Annotated in this window: 17 protein-coding genes and 1 pseudogene; 14 read left to right on the top strand and 4 right to left on the bottom strand. The window is 69.1% G+C overall.

Annotated elements, in window-relative coordinates; genetic code table 11:
- Window positions 1–41 precede the first annotated feature (41 nt).
- The gene (locus BJEO58_RS08645) at window positions 42–455 is read left to right on the top strand and encodes a Fur family transcriptional regulator (protein ID WP_101589059.1); all 414 of its coding nucleotides are present in this window, start codon (window positions 42–44) and stop codon (window positions 453–455) included.
- Window positions 456–465: 10 nt separating this feature from the next.
- On the opposite strand, the gene BJEO58_RS08640 is transcribed toward BJEO58_RS08645, so the two are convergent.
- Window positions 466–1,620, bottom strand: a complete 1,155-nt coding sequence (locus BJEO58_RS08640; protein WP_101589058.1) for a hypothetical protein — start codon at window positions 1,618–1,620, stop codon at window positions 466–468.
- Between the two features lie 491 nt (window positions 1,621–2,111).
- Between BJEO58_RS08640 and rpmB the strand changes: the two genes are divergently transcribed.
- The 7 genes and pseudogenes from rpmB (at window position 2,112) to BJEO58_RS08605 (ending at window position 8,072) form a co-directional block, all read left to right on the top strand.
- Window positions 2,112–2,348, top strand: a complete 237-nt coding sequence (gene rpmB / locus BJEO58_RS08635) for a 50S ribosomal protein L28 (RefSeq protein ID WP_101589114.1) — start codon at window positions 2,112–2,114, stop codon at window positions 2,346–2,348.
- A complete protein-coding gene (rpmG, locus tag BJEO58_RS08630; protein WP_101589057.1) occupies window positions 2,348–2,515 on the top strand; it encodes a 50S ribosomal protein L33 in 168 nt (55 codons plus the stop codon). Before rpmB ends, rpmG begins: the two co-directional genes overlap by 1 nt.
- A 6-nt stretch (window positions 2,516–2,521) precedes the next feature.
- Window positions 2,522–2,827, top strand: a complete 306-nt coding sequence (gene rpsN, locus BJEO58_RS08625; RefSeq protein WP_101589056.1) for a 30S ribosomal protein S14 — start codon at window positions 2,522–2,524, stop codon at window positions 2,825–2,827.
- Window positions 2,828–2,947: 120 nt separating this feature from the next.
- A complete protein-coding gene (locus tag BJEO58_RS08620) occupies window positions 2,948–3,232 on the top strand; it encodes an HU family DNA-binding protein (RefSeq protein WP_087006385.1) in 285 nt (94 codons plus the stop codon).
- 144 nt (window positions 3,233–3,376) lie between these two features.
- Window positions 3,377–4,228: a nitrilase-related carbon-nitrogen hydrolase gene (locus tag BJEO58_RS08615; RefSeq protein ID WP_101589055.1), complete on the top strand. Its 852-nt coding sequence runs from the start codon at window positions 3,377–3,379 to the stop codon at window positions 4,226–4,228.
- A 20-nt stretch (window positions 4,229–4,248) separates the two neighbouring features.
- On the top strand, window positions 4,249–6,447 hold the full coding sequence (locus BJEO58_RS08610; RefSeq protein WP_257904204.1) for a bifunctional copper resistance protein CopD/cytochrome c oxidase assembly protein: 2,199 nt from the start codon (window positions 4,249–4,251) through the stop codon (window positions 6,445–6,447).
- Between the two features lie 246 nt (window positions 6,448–6,693).
- Window positions 6,694–8,072, top strand: a pseudogene (locus BJEO58_RS08605) (MFS transporter).
- A gap of 110 nt (window positions 8,073–8,182) precedes the next feature.
- Here BJEO58_RS08605 and BJEO58_RS08600 read toward each other — a convergent pair.
- The 3 genes from BJEO58_RS08600 to BJEO58_RS08590 all read right to left on the bottom strand — a co-directional run bounded on the left by BJEO58_RS08600 (window position 8,183) and on the right by BJEO58_RS08590 (window position 9,545).
- A complete protein-coding gene (locus BJEO58_RS08600) occupies window positions 8,183–8,653 on the bottom strand; it encodes an SRPBCC family protein (RefSeq protein WP_219617096.1) in 471 nt (156 codons plus the stop codon).
- A 2-nt stretch (window positions 8,654–8,655) separates the two neighbouring features.
- Window positions 8,656–9,006, bottom strand: a complete 351-nt coding sequence (locus BJEO58_RS08595; RefSeq protein WP_101589054.1) for an ArsR/SmtB family transcription factor — start codon at window positions 9,004–9,006, stop codon at window positions 8,656–8,658.
- An 83-nt stretch (window positions 9,007–9,089) separates the two neighbouring features.
- Window positions 9,090–9,545, bottom strand: coding sequence for an OsmC family protein (locus BJEO58_RS08590; protein WP_101589053.1), 456 nt, complete (start codon window positions 9,543–9,545; stop codon window positions 9,090–9,092).
- A gap of 228 nt (window positions 9,546–9,773) precedes the next feature.
- Here BJEO58_RS08590 and BJEO58_RS08585 point away from each other — a divergent pair, with 228 nt between their 5' ends.
- The 6 genes from BJEO58_RS08585 to BJEO58_RS08560 all read left to right on the top strand — a co-directional run bounded on the left by BJEO58_RS08585 (window position 9,774) and on the right by BJEO58_RS08560 (window position 16,500).
- Window positions 9,774–10,562, top strand: a complete 789-nt coding sequence (locus BJEO58_RS08585; RefSeq protein ID WP_101589052.1) for a methionine ABC transporter ATP-binding protein — start codon at window positions 9,774–9,776, stop codon at window positions 10,560–10,562.
- Window positions 10,563–10,575: 13 nt separating this feature from the next.
- The gene (locus tag BJEO58_RS08580) at window positions 10,576–11,247 is read left to right on the top strand and encodes a methionine ABC transporter permease (RefSeq protein WP_180951887.1); all 672 of its coding nucleotides are present in this window, start codon (window positions 10,576–10,578) and stop codon (window positions 11,245–11,247) included.
- Window positions 11,248–11,282: 35 nt separating this feature from the next.
- Entirely contained in the window at window positions 11,283–12,077 is a 795-nt protein-coding gene (locus BJEO58_RS08575; RefSeq protein ID WP_101589051.1) for a MetQ/NlpA family ABC transporter substrate-binding protein, read from the top strand.
- Between the two features lie 249 nt (window positions 12,078–12,326).
- Window positions 12,327–13,910, top strand: coding sequence for a class I adenylate-forming enzyme family protein (locus BJEO58_RS08570; RefSeq protein WP_101589050.1), 1,584 nt, complete (start codon window positions 12,327–12,329; stop codon window positions 13,908–13,910).
- The gene (locus BJEO58_RS08565) at window positions 13,907–15,307 is read left to right on the top strand and encodes a beta-ketoacyl-[acyl-carrier-protein] synthase family protein (RefSeq protein ID WP_257904203.1); all 1,401 of its coding nucleotides are present in this window, start codon (window positions 13,907–13,909) and stop codon (window positions 15,305–15,307) included. Before BJEO58_RS08570 ends, BJEO58_RS08565 begins: the two co-directional genes overlap by 4 nt.
- Window positions 15,304–16,500, top strand: coding sequence for an acyl-CoA dehydrogenase family protein (locus BJEO58_RS08560; protein ID WP_101589049.1), 1,197 nt, complete (start codon window positions 15,304–15,306; stop codon window positions 16,498–16,500). The genes BJEO58_RS08565 and BJEO58_RS08560 overlap by 4 nt, the downstream gene beginning before the upstream one ends.
- The last annotated feature ends 15 nt before the right edge of the window (window positions 16,501–16,515 follow it).

Below are 16,515 nucleotides of genomic sequence, written 5' to 3'. Positions count from 1 at the left end.
CGGACGAAAGGGTACGGGTGTCACCTCATCAGAGTGCGCCGATGCGCCGACAGAGGCGATCGGCACAGCGTGATGCGCTGGTCGCGATCATGGAGCGTGACCGCCGGCTCATCTCTGCGCAGGAACTCCACACGAATCTGCGCTCCGCCGGTGCAGAGATCTCGCTCGCGACCGTCTACCGCCATCTGGTGAGTCTCAGCGAGAAGGGCGAGATCCACGCGGTGCACAGCCGCGACGGTGACGTCCTGTATCGCCGGTGCGGCGACAGCATCCACCACCACCTGCGATGCCACGGCTGCGGGCGCACGGAGGAGATCGCCGCGCAGGTCGAGCAGGGTGCGATGCTCTTGGCCGCGGCAGATGCGGGCTACGACGACGTGGAGCTCACGGTCGATCTCGCGGGCCGCTGCGCCGCATGCCGGTCATGCGAGGAGCAGGACCTCCCGGGGCACTGACCGGCCGGTCTCAGTCGTTGAGTGCGGTCGTCCCGTCGGGTCCCTCGGACGTGGAGAGCCTCTTCGCGAAGCAGTTGTCGCGGTCCAGGCCCATGTCCGTGCACATCGCGAGTGCCTCGTCGGGGCTGTCGTACGGTTCCGCGAGGACGGTGACCCAGAAGTCCCCGAGCCTGAAGCTGCTCCAGTCGCCGCTCCACAGGAGGACCGCTTCCGGGTGCCGCCCCTGGTTCTCCTGGAACTCCTCGAGGATGGCTTCTTCGTCCCATGTGCGCCCGTTTGCTTCGAGCCCCGGCTTCTTGGCGCTCAGCTGCACCACCCACTGATCAGTGAGCCGCTGCTCGGCGACGCGGGTCCCGGCGGTCACGTGTGCGTCCAGCTGCTCGCCAGCCGTCGCGGGCACGTCACCGTCGTCCCCTGCGTCGTCGGGTGCAGGGCTGCCGGGGGTCGAGGACGAGCCGGGGGACTCGATGTCGGTCGCCTGGATGCCGCGATCCGGTCCGAGGAACGTGAACCCCAGCCCGATCCCGAGTGCGAGGACCGCGATCACCGCGATCGCCCCGAAGGTGAGCGGGCCGGTGCGTCTCCGCAGTGCGCCGCTCTCGCCCTGCGAGGCGGCGGAGGAGTCCGCCCGTCCCGCGCCCCGTGCGAGTTCGGGCGCTCCGGCGACAGTCGTGGAGCCCGGGAGCGCGGTGGGCGGCGTCGTGGGGCGGGGAGGGATTGCGCCGTGGGTGACCGGCGCCTCGGCGGAGGTGCCCTGCGCGTGTGCGGCATGCGCAGGTCCGGAGCCGTTCGTGGGCGAGCCGTGTGGGGAACTCTGCTGTGCGGGAAGCTCCGCGGAATGGCGAGCGATGTACTCGTAGTACGTGGACCGGTCGTGCGCCGCCGAATCGTCGGCCGTCCGGGCGGAGGACGCGGCGAGGGCATCGACGAGCAGCTCGCGGGGATAGTAGGCGCCGTCCGAGGCGCAGTAGAATTCCGCGCCGTCGTCTCCGCGGTAGTACAGCACTCCGTCATCGCCGTACCAGTGGCTTCCACCTGCGGACACCGCGGCATCGGAGGCGACTGCTCTTCCCGCGCGCGGGCCCGAGTACTCGTATTCGTAGCTGTGGGCCTTGCGGATGCGGGGACGGGGAGATCGCGACGAGGGAAGCTCCGGGGAGCTCATCGGGCCCCGAGCGTTCGGTGCCCGACCCTCAAGGGGTCTGGCAGGAGATGCATGCTGTCACTCTTGCACGCGGGGACAGGTGCGGCAACATCATCGGCGCGGGAGCTCCGGCGCGACTTGCCGCGCGAGGCCCCCCTCGCATAAGATCGTGGACTGTTGTGAACGCGGCGCGTCGTCCTGCACGATTCGCCGCACGTGCTCATTGAGCGCTGCACGTATGCTAGGCCCTCTCTCACAGGCTTCGGCTACAGCGCTGGTGAGACATCTCGTGCCCCGTCACTCGACGAGGCGCGTAGGCACATCCACACCGGGTGCCTGCACATCACCGCTCGCGGTTCTTCAGGCGTGTCCTCGCACACGCAGGAGCTGCACTCGGTGGAATCTGTGCTGATGTCTGCGAAGGATGCAGGCAGACGATCGGATCAGCGCGTGTCCGCACGTGGGATGCCGGTCGGTGCTTCACCGCCGCCAACTGTGAACTGGAGGAAGTCATGGCAGCAACCTGCCAGGTGACCGGGGCCGTCCCCGGTTTCGGACACAACGTGTCCCACTCGAATCGACGCACCAAGCGTCGCTTCGATCCGAACATTCAGAAGAAGCGCTACTACGTGCCGTCTCTGCGCCGCAACATCACTCTCAACGTGTCCACCAAGGGCATCAAGGTGATCGACGCACGCGGGATCGACGCTGTCGTGAGCGACCTCATCGCGAAGGGAGTGAAGCTCTGATGGCAAAAGTCCAGGACATTCGCCCCATCATCAAGCTGAAGTCGACTGCCGGCACCGGGTTCACCTACGTGACCCGCAAGAACCGCCGCAACAACCCGGACCGCATCGTGCTCAAGAAGTACGACCCCGTGGTCCGCAAGCACGTCGATTTCCGAGAGGAGCGCTGAGCGCACATGGCTAAGAAGTCCAAGATCGCACGCGAGAAGCAGCGTCAGGTCATCGTGGAGCGCTACGCCGAGCGCCGCGCCACGCTGAAGCGCCAGCTGGTCAGCCCGGACAGCACCGACGAGCAGCGCGAAGAGGCTCGTCTGGGCCTCCAGAAGCTGCCTCGTGACGCGTCGCCGGTGCGCCTCCGCAACCGCGACCAGGTCGACGGCCGCCCGCGCGGGCACCTCCGCAAGTTCGGGCTGTCGCGCGTGCGCTTCCGGGACATGGCGCACAAGGGCCAGCTCCCCGGTGTGACGAAGTCCAGCTGGTGATCTCCTGAGGATCCGCGTGCCGGATCCTCAGATCGCTGATCGCCGTCTGGTAGTTTCGGACCAGGCGTAACCCGAACACAGCACTGAAGCCGTACTCCAGTCCTGAAGGAGGACACATCCATGGCTAAGAACCGCAGCGAACTGGTTGCAGAGGTCGCAGAGAAGTCCGGACTGACCCAGAAGCAGGTCTCCGACGTGCTCGACGGCGTCTTCGAGTCCTTCACTGAGGCCGTCTCCAGTGGCGAGAAGCTCACCATCCCGGGCTGGCTGTCCGTCGAGCGCACCGAGCGTGCCGCTCGCAAGGGCCGCAACCCGCAGACGGGTGCCGAGATCGAGATCCCGGCAGGCTACTCCGTGAAGCTGTCCGCCGGTTCGAAGCTCAAGGCTGCCGCCGGCACCAAGTGATGTGATGCGCTCACGCGCATGATCGCTGAAGAGCGGCCGGGACCCTCCGGGGCCCGGCCGCTCTTCTGCATGCACGGCCTGCTGCACGTGCATGGGCCCTGACCGCATTAGCGCGCGGTCAGGGCGCGGCGATACGCTGGGAGCATGCGCATCTCTGGAATCCAGCTGGCCTACGACGACCACGAAACGCTCGAGGACCGGGTCGTCCGGGCGGCGGACCTGGTCCGCACCCAGCATTCGTCCGACCTCATCGTCCTGCCGGAGCTGTGGCCGTCGTCCGGCTTCGGGTATCGGAACTGGGGGGCCGCCGCCCAGACGCTGGACGGTCCGATCGTCACGGCGATGCGCGCTGCGGCACGGGACACCGGCACCCACCTCCACATGGGCTCCCTCATCGAGGGGACTCCAGAAGCGCTCGAGAGGCTCGCCTCCGTCGACCACGATGTGAAGCGACTGCCCGAGCTGCCCGACGGTGAGCGCGGCCTGTGGAACACCTCTGTGCTCATCGACCCGGCGGGGGACATCGTCGCCGTCTACCGCAAGATCCATCGGTTCGGGTTCGGCAACGGCGAGCCCAAGCTGCTCGAGGCGGGCTCCGATATCGTCACCGCGCCGATCGAGGTCGACGGGCGCACCGTGACGGTGGGACTCGCGACCTGCTACGACCTCCGCTTCCCCGAGCAGTTCCGTGCACTGCTCGACGCCGGGACCGAGGTGTTCGTGGTCCCCGCTGCGTGGCCCGCCCCGCGCGTCGATCACTGGAGCCTCCTGGCCCGCGCCCGCGCAGCGGAGGACTTCTGCGCGATGGTCGCCGTGAACACCGCAGGATTCCATGCGAAGACCCCGATGGGCGGACACTCGGTGATCCTCGACGCGTCCGCGAACGTCCTCGCGGAGGCCGGCGCCGACGAATCGATCATCACCGCGGACATCGACATCGAAGCGATCCACTCCCGCCGGACGTCGTTCCCCGCTCTGGACGACCGACGGCTGTGACCGAGAGTGTGCGCAATGCGGTGAGAACGGCGTCCCCGGCATCCCGCGGGGACGCGATCACGGGGATCGAACCCCAGATCAGGGTCGCCGCACTGCCGCTGTTCGTCCTGATCGGTGCGCTCGCGGGATCCATCGGCCTCATCGCGACGGGCGCCGCGGCGCCGACGGTGCTCGCGGACTCCGGCCCGCTGGGCCGCTGGGGTCTGCCGACCGCGGAGTTCGTCTTCAACGCCGCGATGGCGCTCACGATCGGCTCCCTCCTGCTGGCCGTCGTCGTGTTCCCCCGCACCACCGGACGCAGGTCCTCCCTCATCGACCCCGAATGGAACCGCCTGCTGGGCGTCGCGCAGGTGGCATCGGCCGTCTGGACCGTCTCGTCCGTCGCGGTGCTCGTGCTCACCTATGTCGACACTGCAGGTGCGCAGGCGTTCCAGGGCGAGTTCTCCGCTCAGCTGTGGTCGTTCATCACGACGATCGACCTGGGCCGCGTCTGGCTCTCGATCGTGGCCCTCATCGCCGTGGGCTCCATGCTGGTGTTCGGCCTGCGCTCGTTCGCAGGGGTGGCCGCGGCGCTCGTCGTGTCCGCGCTGCCGATCCTGCTCCTGTCGATCCTCGGCCACTCGGCAGACGCCGATGGGCACATCGAGGCGGTCGGCAGCCTGTCGATCCACCTGGTCGGCGTCGTGATCTGGCTGGGCGGCCTCCTCTCGCTCGCAGTCATCGCACCCGGTCTCACGCGTCGGGCGGACCTCGGAGCGATCGTCGCCCGGTACTCGACGATCGCGCTCATCGCCTACGCGCTGGTGATGTACTCGGGGCTCACGAACGCTCTGCTGCGGGTGGGCGGGATCGACGACTGGCTGACACCGTACGGCCTGGTGCTCATCACCAAGCTGGCGCTCACCATCCTGCTCGGCGTCGCGGGATGGGCGCACCGCCGCGCCGTGATCGGACGGCTGCCCGGTGCCGTCCGTGCTCCGGCCGCGCCCCGGGCCGGTACTGACGCGCACGCCGGGAAGGGCGAGGGAGCAGCGAGTGGTGCCGCGGCCTCGGGCGCGGCGCGTGCTTCGCTGCTGTTCTGGCGCCTGGTGCTGGGAGAGATAGTCCTCTTCGGTGCGGCGACTGCGCTGGGCGTGGTCCTGTCGCGAACGGCTCCGCCGGTCCCGGACGAGGCGCCCGAGCAGCCCAGCGCGTTCCAGCTGCTGTCCGGAGAAGCGCTGCCTCCGGAGCCCACGGCTGCCCGCTACTTCACGGAGTGGCTCTTCGACCCGATCTGGGTCGTCATCACGGTGGGGGCTGCGGTGCTCTACCTGCTCGCGGTCAAGCGGCTGCGCGACCGCGGCGACTCCTGGCCGATCCATCGGACGATCTGCTGGCTCGTGGGGCTCGCGATCCTCTTCTACGTGACCTGCGGCGGTGTGTCGGTCTACGGTCGCGTGCTGTTCTCCGCGCACATGCTCCAGCACATGGCACTGGTCATGATCGCGCCGATCCCCCTGGTGCTCGGGGCGCCGGTCACCCTGCTCATGCGCGGACTCGCGCCTCGTCGGGACGGATCGCGGGGCGTGCGCGAATGGGTGCTCGCGATCGTCCACTCGCGCTATGCGAGGTTCTTCTCGCATCCGATCGTCGCGGCGATCAACTTCGCGGGCTCGCTCATCGTCTTCTACTACTCCGGCATCATGTGGTACGCGCTCGACACCCATATCGGTCACGAGCTCATGATCCTGCACTTCCTGGCGGCCGGATACTTCTTCGCGCAGTCGATCATCGGCATCGACCCGGGGGTGAACCGCTATCCGTACCCGGTGCGGCTCCTGATCCTCCTCGTCACGATGGCCTTCCACGCCTTCTTCGGCATCTCGATCATGTCCTCGACGGCGCTCATCGCCGGCGACTGGTACGGGAATGTGGGCCACGGATGGGTGAGCGCGATCGAGGACCAGGCGCAGGGCGGCGAGATCGCCTGGGGGATCGGTGAGTTCCCCACCCTGGGGCTCGCGATCATCATGGCGGTGGAATGGTTCAAGTCCTCGACCCGTGAGGCGAAGCGCAGCGATCGCGCAGAGGACAGATCCGGCGATGCGGAGCTGGAGGCGTACAACGCGATGCTCGCCGGGCTCGCCGCGGCGAACGAAGGGCCCCCGAAGGGAAGCGGGGGGCGTGCGACCGATCGCTCCCGATCGCCGCAAACGGGGAGCACGTCCGCAGAGGACTAGGGTCTACCCGCGCAGACGGCATCTGCAGAATCGCAGGCCCGGAGCCGTGGCATCTCCGGGAGTGTCATTTGAATCCTTGCGCTGCGGATCGCATGCTGTGTGGCGTACTGCACACGAGCGGGCACCGCTGCCTGTTCGTGCGCTCCGCATCGGCCGCCGGTGCGCTCCGGCTGATCCCGGCGACGTGGTCGGGACCGCAGACCGGACGGCACGCACACGACGGCCCCCGTCCCCCTGGGAGCCCGCATGTCCACCCATCCAGGTGAGACGCCATCCGCCAAGAAGTCGAAGACGAGGCAGCTGCAGCAGGTCGTCGCGGCTTCGATGGCTGGAACGGTCGTCGAATGGTACGAGTTCTTCCTCTATGCGTCCGCCGCGACGCTGGTCTTCAATCACATCCTCTTCCCGCAGACGGACAACCCGTTCGACGCGGTGCTCCTCGCGTTCGGGTCCTACGCGGTCGGCTTCATCGCGCGGCCCGTGGGCGGTATCGTCTTCGGTCACTTCGGTGACAAGTACGGTCGGAAGGCGCTGCTGCAGTTCTCGATCGTGCTGGTGGGTTCCTCATGGGCTGCCTGCCGACATTCGATCAGATCGGCTACGCCGCTCCCATCATCCTGGTGCTGCTGCGCCTCATCCAGGGATTCGCCGTCGGCGGCGAGTGGGGCGGCGCCGTCCTCCTGGTCGCTGAGCACTCGCCGCCGAAGGACCGCGGGTTCTGGGCCTCCTGGCAGCAGTCCGGCGTGCCCCTGGGCAATCTGCTGGCGACGGGAGTCCTCTTCGTCCTCACCTCGGTCCTGTCCAGCGAGGCATTCCTGTCGTGGGGCTGGAGGATCGGCTTCTGGCTGTCTGCCGTCATCGTCGTCATCGGCTGGTACATCCGCACCCGCGTGTCCGATGCCCCGATCTTCCAGGAGGCTCACCAGGAGATCCACGACGAGGACGCGGGCTACGGCGTCGTCGAGGTCTTCAAGCGCTACCCCCGTGGCGTGTTCAGCGCGATGGGGCTGCGCCTGGTGGAGAACATCCACTACTACCTCGTCGTCACGTTCTCCATCACCTACCTGGCGATACAGGTGGGCGTCGACAACGCGGAGATCCTGGGACTGCTCCTGGGCGCCCACGCGCTCCACGCGGTCATGGTGCCGTTCATCGGCAAGCTCACGGACATCGTCGGCCGCAGGCCGCCCTATCTGATCGGCATCCTGCTGACGGCGACCTGGGGCTTCTTCGCCTTCCCGCTGTACGACACGGGTGACGGGCTCATGATCTTCATCGGCATCCTCACGGGCCTGATCTTCCACGGGTTCATGTATGCACCCCAGCCCGCGATCATGTCGGAGATGTTCCCCACCCGCATGCGCTACTCCGGTGTGTCGTTGGGCTACCAGGTGACGGCGATCGTCGCCGGGTCGTTCGCGCCGATCATCGCGACGGCGCTGCTCAGTGCGACGGGTTCGTCGATCCCGATCGCCATCTACCTGGCCGCCGCCGCGCTCTCGCTGGTCGCGCTGCTCTTCACGAAGGAGACCCGCGGCATCGATCTCACGGATGTCGACCGGATGGACTCCGAGTCCCGTGCGGCCCGTCGCCACGGCAGGCTCCAGGAGCATCCGGGCCAGTGAGAACATCCGGGCCAGTGAGGTCCTGACTCTCCCCGCGGCGCGCACTGAGGCGCCGGCCACCCCTCAGGTGACCGGCGCCTCAGTGCGCACGGTGTGGGGTCCTCGCGACGTCAGCCGGGCAGTTCACCGCGGAGGTGCCGGTCCAGGTTGGTGAGCGCCTCGTCCCACCCGTCGAAGACGAAGCCGTCGCCGGGCTGACCGTCGTATCCGCGCAGGTGGAGGACGAGCTCCGTCCGCTCACCCTCAGGTGTGAAGGTGAGTGTGATGACGGGGGTGCCCTCCACGGGCGAGTCCGGCTCTCCCCAGGTGAAGACGAGCCGGTCCTGGGGGAGGACCTCGAGGAACTCACCGCCGGTCGGGAACTGCTCGCCGGTCTCATCGTTCGTCATCGTGTAGCGGAAGCGGCCGCCCACGCGGACGTCGAACGACACCGAATCCGTCGAGACCCCGAACGGCCGCAGCCATCGGGCGAGTTCGGCCTCGTCGGTCCAGGCCTTCCAGGCGAGGGCCCGTGGAGCCTCGAGGGTGCGGGTGATCGAGAATTCGGGGATCTGTTCGGTGCTGTCTGCAGTGCTCATCATGCTCACTCCTGAACGTCGTTGTTCGTTCTCGCTGTCATCGCCTCGAGGTGGTGTTCGAGTGCGTCGAGGCGCAGATTCCAGTCGCGGCGCTGCTCGTCGACCCACGTCGCGGCCTCGCTGAGCGGCTGTGCCTCCAGCGACAGGGTCCGCCACTGGGCCGTGACCGTACGCGTGACGAGGCCCGCACGCTCGAGCACCTTGAGGTGCTGCGAGATCGCAGGCGCGCTCATGTCGAACGGTCCGGCCACCTCGCCCACCGTGGCCGGGCCCTGTGCCAGGCGACTGAGGATCTCCCGGCGTGTGGGATCGGCGAGTGCGGCGAAGACGAGGCTGAGGCGGTCGGTGGCTGCCATTGAAGGAACTCCTTTATGAAGGAACAACTTAACTGTAGGCCCACGTGATGTCAGGGTCAAGGGGCGGTTCTCGTGGGGTGGCGCTATGCGGGAGAATCGGGGGAGTGCGGTACGGCGACGACCGTCGCGGTCCCCCGGCCGCTGAGCAGCTTCGAGATGGGGCACCGCGCGTGGGCGGAGGCGGCGAGCCGATCCGCCGCCTCCGCATCGGTGTCGGCGAAGGACACGAAGGCCGTCGGGGTGAACGCGAACCCGGATCCGGTCGCGTCCCCGTGCAGGGCGACCTCGACCCGGACCGTCACGTCGCGACCGGGAGCGACGACGCGGGCGCTCCCGGAGAGGCAGGTCGCCCACGCGAGCGCCAGGAGCTCCTCGGGGTTCGTGGTGCGGTCGGCCTGCTCCAGCGCAGCAGGCCCTGTCGCGGAGACGGGCGACTGCACCGCAACGTGCCACCCAGTGTCCGTCAGGCTCACGCCATCGGGTCCCGTCCGATTGACCGCGGTCGCGGTGTACAGCACGGGCTGCGGGTCCTCGGCCATCGCCGTCCTCTCCTGGCCCGCCGCTCTGCGAGGGAGGCGGACCTGTCCGTGCACTGCGGTGTGCGCAAGCTAATACCCGCATCCCCTCCACAGTGGTCAGGACCACCATAGACTGCTGGGGTCGTCATGAAGATCTGAGGGAATCCACACTCGTCCTGGTGCTGGTCTTCCCGCGTGCCGCTCAGTGCGGACACGCAGACCCGCGATCACGCTGGAGGACCTCGCCCCATGTCCGTCCGTCCCACCCCGCCCGGCACGAGCTCGTCAGAAGTCCGTGCGCCTGAGGCGAGCAGTCCAGCAGTGGATCTTCGCGGTGTCACGAAGCGGTTCGGCTCCGTCACCGCGCTCGCTGACGTGTCGCTCGTGATCGAGCGCCAGGAGATCTTCGGGGTGCTGGGCGAGAGCGGGGCGGGCAAGTCCACGCTGCTGGAGCTGCTGGGAGCGCTCGCTCACCCGACGGAGGGCACACTCCTGCTGGACGGGGTGGACCCGTCGACGCTGTCCCCGCGGCGGCTCAACCGGCTGAGGCACGGGATCGGCACCGTGTTCCAGGGGTTCAACCTGCTCGGCAATCGCACGGTCCGCCAGAACATGGAGCTGCCCCTCACGATCCAGCGGCGCAGCGATCCGGACCTGCTCGCGGCACTGCTCGCCTTCGTCGGGCTCGAGCATCGTCGCGACCACTACCCGGCGCAGCTGTCCGGCGGGGAGAAGCAGCGCGTCGCGATCGCGAGGGCCCTGGCTGCCCGGCCCTCCGTGCTCCTGGCAGACGAGCCGACCTCCGCACTCGACACGTCGACGACGGCAGACATCCTGCGCCTCCTGCAGAATGCGCGCGACGAGTACGGCACCACCATCGTCGTGGTGACCCACGAACTCGACGTGGCGAAGGCGATCTGCGATCGCGCGGCAGTGTTCGAGCGGGGGAGGCTGCGCGAGACGCTGACGGTGAACGGCCGACGACGTGCCACGGACGGCAGCTACCTGGAGCACGCGCGGAAGGCGCTCACTCAATGACGGAGGTGCTTGCGTGAACGAGATCCTCGTCGTCTTCGCGGAATCCGGCGACAAGATCGTCGAGGCGCTCGTGGAGACGGGCTGGATGGTGCTCGCCGCCATCGTCGCGGCGGTGCTGCTCGGCCTGCCGCTGGGCACTCTGATCTTCCTGACCCGCAGGGGCGGCCTCGTCGAGAACCGCGGGGTCTGGATCGCGGCGGAGCTCTACGTCACCATCGTGCGATCCTTCCCGTTCCTGCTGTTCGTCGTCTTCATGATCCCGGTGACGCGAATGGTGTTCGGGACGACGTTCGGAACGACCGCGGCGTCCTTCCCCCTGGCCTTCGTCGCGATCGCGATCTACGCGCGCCTGGTCGAGCAGATCCTGCTGGAGCTGCCCAGCGGCATCCTCACGGCGGCCCGGTCCATGGGAGCGAACCTCTGGCAGACGGTGACGAAGTTCCTCTACGTCGAGGCCCGCTCCGGACTGGTGTACGCGCTCACGTCCGCGACGATCAGCTTCGTCTCGTACTCGACCGTCCTGGGCGTCGTCGGCGGAGGCGGGATCGGCGACTTCGCGCTGCGCTACGGCTACCAGGAGTATCAGTTCACCCTCATGTACACGGCGATCGTCCTCACGATCGCCGCCGTCCTGGTCCTGCAGGCGGCAGGCCACCTGATCTCCCGGGCTCTCGATAAACGATGACCATCCCCTGTTCTCTCTCACGAAGGAATGACCCCATGACCCGTCGCACGCTCCTCCCCGCAGCCACGCTGACCGCCGTCGCGCTCACCCTGTCCGGGTGCGGCACAGGCGGTGACGGTGGAACGACGACCCTCCAGGTCGCCGCAGCCACCCCGCCGATGACGGATGTCGTCGAGGCGGCTGCCGAGGCGATCGGCGACGGCTACGAGATCGAGATGGTCGAGGTCGCCGACTACGTGCAGCCCAATGCGATGCTCGAGGCGGGAGAGATCGACGCGAACTTCGTCCAGCACGTGCCCTTCATGGAGGAATTCAACGAGGGCAACGACGCGTCGCTCGTCGGTGTGCAGCCGGTCTACCTCACGGCCGTCGCGTTCTACTCGCAGGAGCTCGACTCGATCGAGGAGCTGCCCGACGGGGGGCACGTCACCCTCCCGGCGGACAGCTCGAACCTGGGGCGCGCTCTGCAGATGCTCGCCGATGCAGAGATCCTCACGCTGGATCCCGAAGCCGAGCGGTTCGAGGCCGACCTCGACGACATCGCCGACAACCCCCGCGACCTCGAGTTCGTCCAGGTCGAACTGCTCCAGGCCAACGCGGCGTACGAGGAGTCGGACGCGGTGTTCAACCTGCCGGCATTCGCGAACCAGATAGACCTGAGCCCGTTCGAGGACGGACTGACCTTCGAGGAGGACGAGCAGTTCGCAGTGACGCTCGTGTCCCGCGAGGACAATCAGGACTCACCGGAGGTCGCCGCACTCAAGGAGGCATTCACGAGCGAGCAGGTGCTGACGGTCCTCGAGGAGTTCGAGAACAGCCCAGCGTTCTGAGCAGCGGGGTGCGCGGACCCCACGCGCTCCCGGTCCCACGTCCTCGAGGTCCCACGGCCTCGTGGACCCACGGCCTCCCGGCCGGCCGGGTCGCTCTCGAGTCGTCGCGTGACGGACCGCACCGTGAGACGTCGAGCCGACTCCCTAGACTGGGCGGTGTCCGTGCGGAACCAGATGCATCCGCACGGGTCACCACCCGTCCCGTGGGCGAGGTCCATCCGGGACGGTCGACGATGAGGGGGTCCGCACGTGCCGATGACTCAGGCGATGCTGGAGACGGCCGAGCGGCATCCTGAACGGCCGGCGATCGTCGGTGAGCGTGAGAGCCTCACGTATCGCGAACTCATCGCGGACTCCGCGCGACTCTTCGCCGTCGTCGACGGCCTCCACCGCGCGCAGGGGCATCCACCGGCACCGGCCCCGGAGACCCGCGGCATCCCGATCGCGGCCATCAGCGCGGAATCGGCGTTCGCGACCGCCCGCTTCGTCGCTGGGCTCGCCGGATTCCGGGCGGTGTCCGCGACGATCGACCCGCGGTGGCCGCTCGAGCACCGCCTCGACGTCATCGTCACGACGGGGATCGGGCTCGTCGTCACCGACACCGAGGATCTGGCCCCCGCGCTGGAGGACCGGGGGTGGACGGGGACGGTGATCGGCCTCGACGACTTCGCGCGTCGCATCGACGAGCTGGGCGAGGCCCCGGCCGGCGCGGTGTCGGAGTCCGCCGACGCCCCGTCCGTGGACCGACGGACCGGACCGCGACCGGAGGGCCCCGCGGTGCGGGACGGCGACGAGGCGTTCCTCATGCTCTTCTCCTCCGGCACCACGAGCAATCCGAAGGCATTCCTCAAGACCCGCGACCAGTACCGGGCGAACGCAGCGGTCTCCACCGCGCACCTCGAGCCGTTCCCCGGCGTCGCCACGCTGGCGCCCGGGCCGGTCTCGTACAGCCTCACCCTCTATGCGGTCGTCGAATGCATGGTCACGGGCGGCAGCGTCCATGTCGCCGACGGATTCGATCCTCTGGCCCTCGCCCGCCGCATCGACGAGGAGTCGATCACCCGCGTGGTCGTCGTGCCCGCCGTGGTCCGCGCCCTCACGGACGCTGCCCGCCGCGCCCCCGAACGCTTCGCGCGCCTCGAGCTCGTCGTGACCGGTGGGGCGAACCTGCCCGCGGCGATCCGCGACGGGCTCGCACAGGTGCTGCCCCATGTCCGGCTCATCAGCTACTACGGCGCCGCAGAGATCGGCTTCATCGGTGACAGCCGGGACGGCGATGGGACACTCATCAGCATCTACGACGGCATCGACGCGCAGATCCGCGAGGAATCCGGCGACATCGCATCCGAGGGTGAGATCGGCGCTCTCTGGATCCGCGCGGCCGCCTGCTCCACGGGCTACCTCGCGGGCACGACCGACGAGGTCCTGGTGGGACCGGACGGCTGGGCGACCGTCCACGACCAGGGCCGGATCGTCGATGACCGGCTGGAGCTCGTGGGCAGGGCCGGGGACATCGCGGTCACCGGGGGCCACAAGGTCGCCCTGCCCGAGGTCGAACGCGCCTTCGACGACGTGGTCGGCCTGACCGACGTGTGTGCTGTGCCCCTGCCGGACCCGGCGCTGGGCGCGGTGATCGCACTGGTCGTCGAGGCGGAGACGAGCGAGGCTCCCACGAAGGACGCGCTGCGCGAGCACGTCCAGGAGCGCCTCGCACCTCAGTACGTCCCGCGGCGCTGGTTCCGGGTCGACGCACTGCCCCGCACTGTGGGAGGCAAGATCCGCAGACCGGCCACGCGGGACCTCGTGCTCGACGGGAAGGCGGAGCGACTGTGACGGACGAGAAGGCTGTGACCCGGAGCCCTGTGACCCGGAGCCCTGCGCCGGCAGAGGGTCACGCGACGGCAGAGGGTCACGCGCCTGCACAGACGCCTGCGACGCAGGCTCCGGCAGCGGCGCGGCGCGTCGTCGTCACCGGGCTGGGTGCGATCACACCCAGCGGGAACAGCGCGGACGCGCTGTGGGAAGCGGCCCGCGACGGTCGCAGCGCCATCCGCGTGCTCGAGGGTGACCAGTTCTCGGACCTGCCGGTGCGGATCGGCGGCCAGGTGCGCGATTTCGACCCCGAGGCGCATCTGCCGCGTGCGCTCGCCCGCCGTCTCAGCCCGGTCCAGCAGTGGGCGATCGCCGCAGCGGACCAGGCCATCGCACAGGCGACCAGGCGCTCCGGAACGGTGCCGGCGCCCGAGGACCTGCCGTGGGATCCGCCGCGCCTCGTCGTCCTCGCCGCCACCGGATCCGGACCCGTCGATGCGATGCAGGCCGCGACGCGCGCCTATGACGCGGGCGGGCCCCGCTCGGTGCCGCTGACGCTTGCGATCTACGGTGCGCCCGATGGAGCGGCGGCACTGCTGAGCCACCGGTACGGCGCGCTCGGCACGTCGCACGGTGTGAGTGCGACGTGCGCGTCCGGCGCGGTCGGGCTGGGGGACGGGCTCCGCCTCATCCGGCACGGGTATGCGGACGCGGTGCTGGTCGTGGGGATGGAGGACTGCCTGGGTGCGGTGAACCTCTCCTCGAATGCGAACCTGCGGGCGCTCGCCGCGGGCTTCGAGGACGATCCCGCGTCCGCGAGCCGTCCCTTCGACCGCGACAGGTCCGGCTTCGTCATGTCTCAGGGAGCCGCGGCGATCCTGCTCGAGGCCGAGGACACCGCCTACGACCGGGACGCCGAGGTCCTGGCAGAGCTCGCGGGGTTCGGCGCCTCGAGCGACGCCCACCATCCGACCGCCCCTCACCCTGAGGGCCGCGGCGCAGCGCTGTCGATGCGCGCGTGCCTCGCCGATGCGTGCCTCGGCCCGGACGCCGTCGACCACGTGAACGCCCACGGAACCGGCACGCCGGCCGGGGACGCCGCGGAGGCGACGGCTCTGTCCGACGTGCTGGGGCCTCGGGCGCGGGAGGTTCCGGTCACGGCGACGAAGTCGACGACCGGGCACCTGCTGGGCGCGGCCGGCGTCGTCGAGGGGATCCTCGCGATCCGCTCGCTGACGAACGGCCTCATCCCGCCCACCCTCAATGCGGACGATCCGGAGTTCGACCTCGACGTGGTGCGCGGTGAGGCGCGGAGGGCCGACCTGGGAACTGTGCTGTCGACGTCGTTCGGCTTCGGCGGACACAACGCGGCGGTCGTGTTCGCGCGCACTCAGAGACACGAGGAGGAGTCACGATGACGCATTCGCAGGAGGCGCCGGCGGCGGCGCGGGAGGCGCGGCACGAGGAGCTCGCGCAGACCTACCTGCCGGAGGACCTGCTGGAGAGGTTCCGGGCGCGAGCGGCCGACTACGACCGGGAGAACGCGTTCTTCTACGACGACCTCGAGGAGCTGCGGGCCTCCGGGTACCTGCGGCTCTTCGTGCCGGAGTCGATGGGGGGCCCGGGGCTCAGCCTCCACCAGGTGTCGCGCCTGCAGCAGCGGCTGGCGACGGCTGCTCCGGGCACGGCGCTGGCGGTCAACATGCATCTCATGTGCACGGGCGTCGTCCACGCGATGGGCGCGCGTGGAGACCACTCGCTCGACTGGGTGCTGGAGGAGGCCCGCGACGGGGAGGTGTTCGCGTTCGGGATCAGCGAACCGGCGAACGACTGGGTGCTGCAGGGCTCGAACACGCAGGCGGAGCCGCAGGCCGACGGCGGCTATCTGCTGAGCGGTGTGAAGGTCTTCACGTCGCTCACCCCGGTGTGGACGCGGCTGATCGTGCACGGGCTGGATGCCTCTGACGAGGACGATCCGCGGCTGGTCTACGGGTTCCTGGACCGGAGCGCCGACGGGATCAAGCCCTCCGACGACTGGGACGTCATGGGGATGCGGCCGTCCCACAGTCGCGCGACGATCCTCGACGACGTGCGGATGGAGCCGGAGAAGGTGGCCCGCCGCATCGCACCGGGCCCCGTTCCTGATCTGCTCACCTTCGCGATCACGAGCAGCTTCCAGCTGCTCATCGCATCCGTCTACGCGGGTGTCGCGCAGCGGGCGCTGGAGCTGGGGGCGGAGGCGCTGAAGAAGCGGAAGTCCGCGAAGAAGGGCGTGTCGTACGCCGAGGTGCCGGAGACGCGCGTGCGCCTGGCCGACGCGCACATGGACTACCTGGCGGTGCCCGCGCAGCTGGACGCCTACACGCGGGACTTCGATGAGCTCGCCGACCACGGGGCGGGCTGGCCGCTGCGACTGGTGAGCGCGCGGATCAACGCGTCGAGGGCCGCGAGGAGGAGCGCAGAGGCTGCGCTCATGTGCTCCGGTGGAAGCGGATTCGGCAACGGGAGCGAGATCAGTCGCGTGTTCCGCGATGCGACGGCTGGGCTCTTCCACCCGCCCAGCGAGGACGCGGCCCGGCCGATGTACGCGGCGGCGCTGCTGGACGAGTGAGGGCTGTGAGCGCGG

Source organism: Brevibacterium jeotgali (genome assembly GCF_900169175.1).
Taxonomy (GTDB): Bacteria; Actinomycetota; Actinomycetes; order Actinomycetales; family Brevibacteriaceae; genus Brevibacterium; species Brevibacterium jeotgali.
Note: the sequence above shows the minus strand (reverse complement) of the source record. Positions and strands in the feature narration are given on the sequence as shown.

Excerpts from the sequence above, each read along its gene's own strand:
- BJEO58_RS08645 (WP_101589059.1), top strand. The coding sequence starts at position 42 with ATGCGCCGACAGAGGCGATCGGCACAGCGTGATGCGCTGGTCGCGATC.
- BJEO58_RS08640 (WP_101589058.1), bottom strand. The coding sequence starts at position 1,620 with ATGAGCTCCCCGGAGCTTCCCTCGTCGCGATCTCCCCGTCCCCGCATC.
- rpmB (WP_101589114.1), top strand. The coding sequence starts at position 2,112 with ATGGCAGCAACCTGCCAGGTGACCGGGGCCGTCCCCGGTTTCGGACAC.
- rpmG (WP_101589057.1), top strand. The coding sequence starts at position 2,348 with ATGGCAAAAGTCCAGGACATTCGCCCCATCATCAAGCTGAAGTCGACT.
- rpsN (WP_101589056.1), top strand. The coding sequence starts at position 2,522 with ATGGCTAAGAAGTCCAAGATCGCACGCGAGAAGCAGCGTCAGGTCATC.
- BJEO58_RS08620 (WP_087006385.1), top strand. The coding sequence starts at position 2,948 with ATGGCTAAGAACCGCAGCGAACTGGTTGCAGAGGTCGCAGAGAAGTCC.
- BJEO58_RS08615 (WP_101589055.1), top strand. The coding sequence starts at position 3,377 with ATGCGCATCTCTGGAATCCAGCTGGCCTACGACGACCACGAAACGCTC.
- BJEO58_RS08600 (WP_219617096.1), bottom strand. The coding sequence starts at position 8,653 with ATGATGAGCACTGCAGACAGCACCGAACAGATCCCCGAATTCTCGATC.
- BJEO58_RS08595 (WP_101589054.1), bottom strand. The coding sequence starts at position 9,006 with ATGGCAGCCACCGACCGCCTCAGCCTCGTCTTCGCCGCACTCGCCGAT.
- BJEO58_RS08590 (WP_101589053.1), bottom strand. The coding sequence starts at position 9,545 with ATGGCCGAGGACCCGCAGCCCGTGCTGTACACCGCGACCGCGGTCAAT.
- BJEO58_RS08585 (WP_101589052.1), top strand. The coding sequence starts at position 9,774 with ATGTCCGTCCGTCCCACCCCGCCCGGCACGAGCTCGTCAGAAGTCCGT.
- BJEO58_RS08575 (WP_101589051.1), top strand. The coding sequence starts at position 11,283 with ATGACCCGTCGCACGCTCCTCCCCGCAGCCACGCTGACCGCCGTCGCG.
- BJEO58_RS08560 (WP_101589049.1), top strand. The coding sequence starts at position 15,304 with ATGACGCATTCGCAGGAGGCGCCGGCGGCGGCGCGGGAGGCGCGGCAC.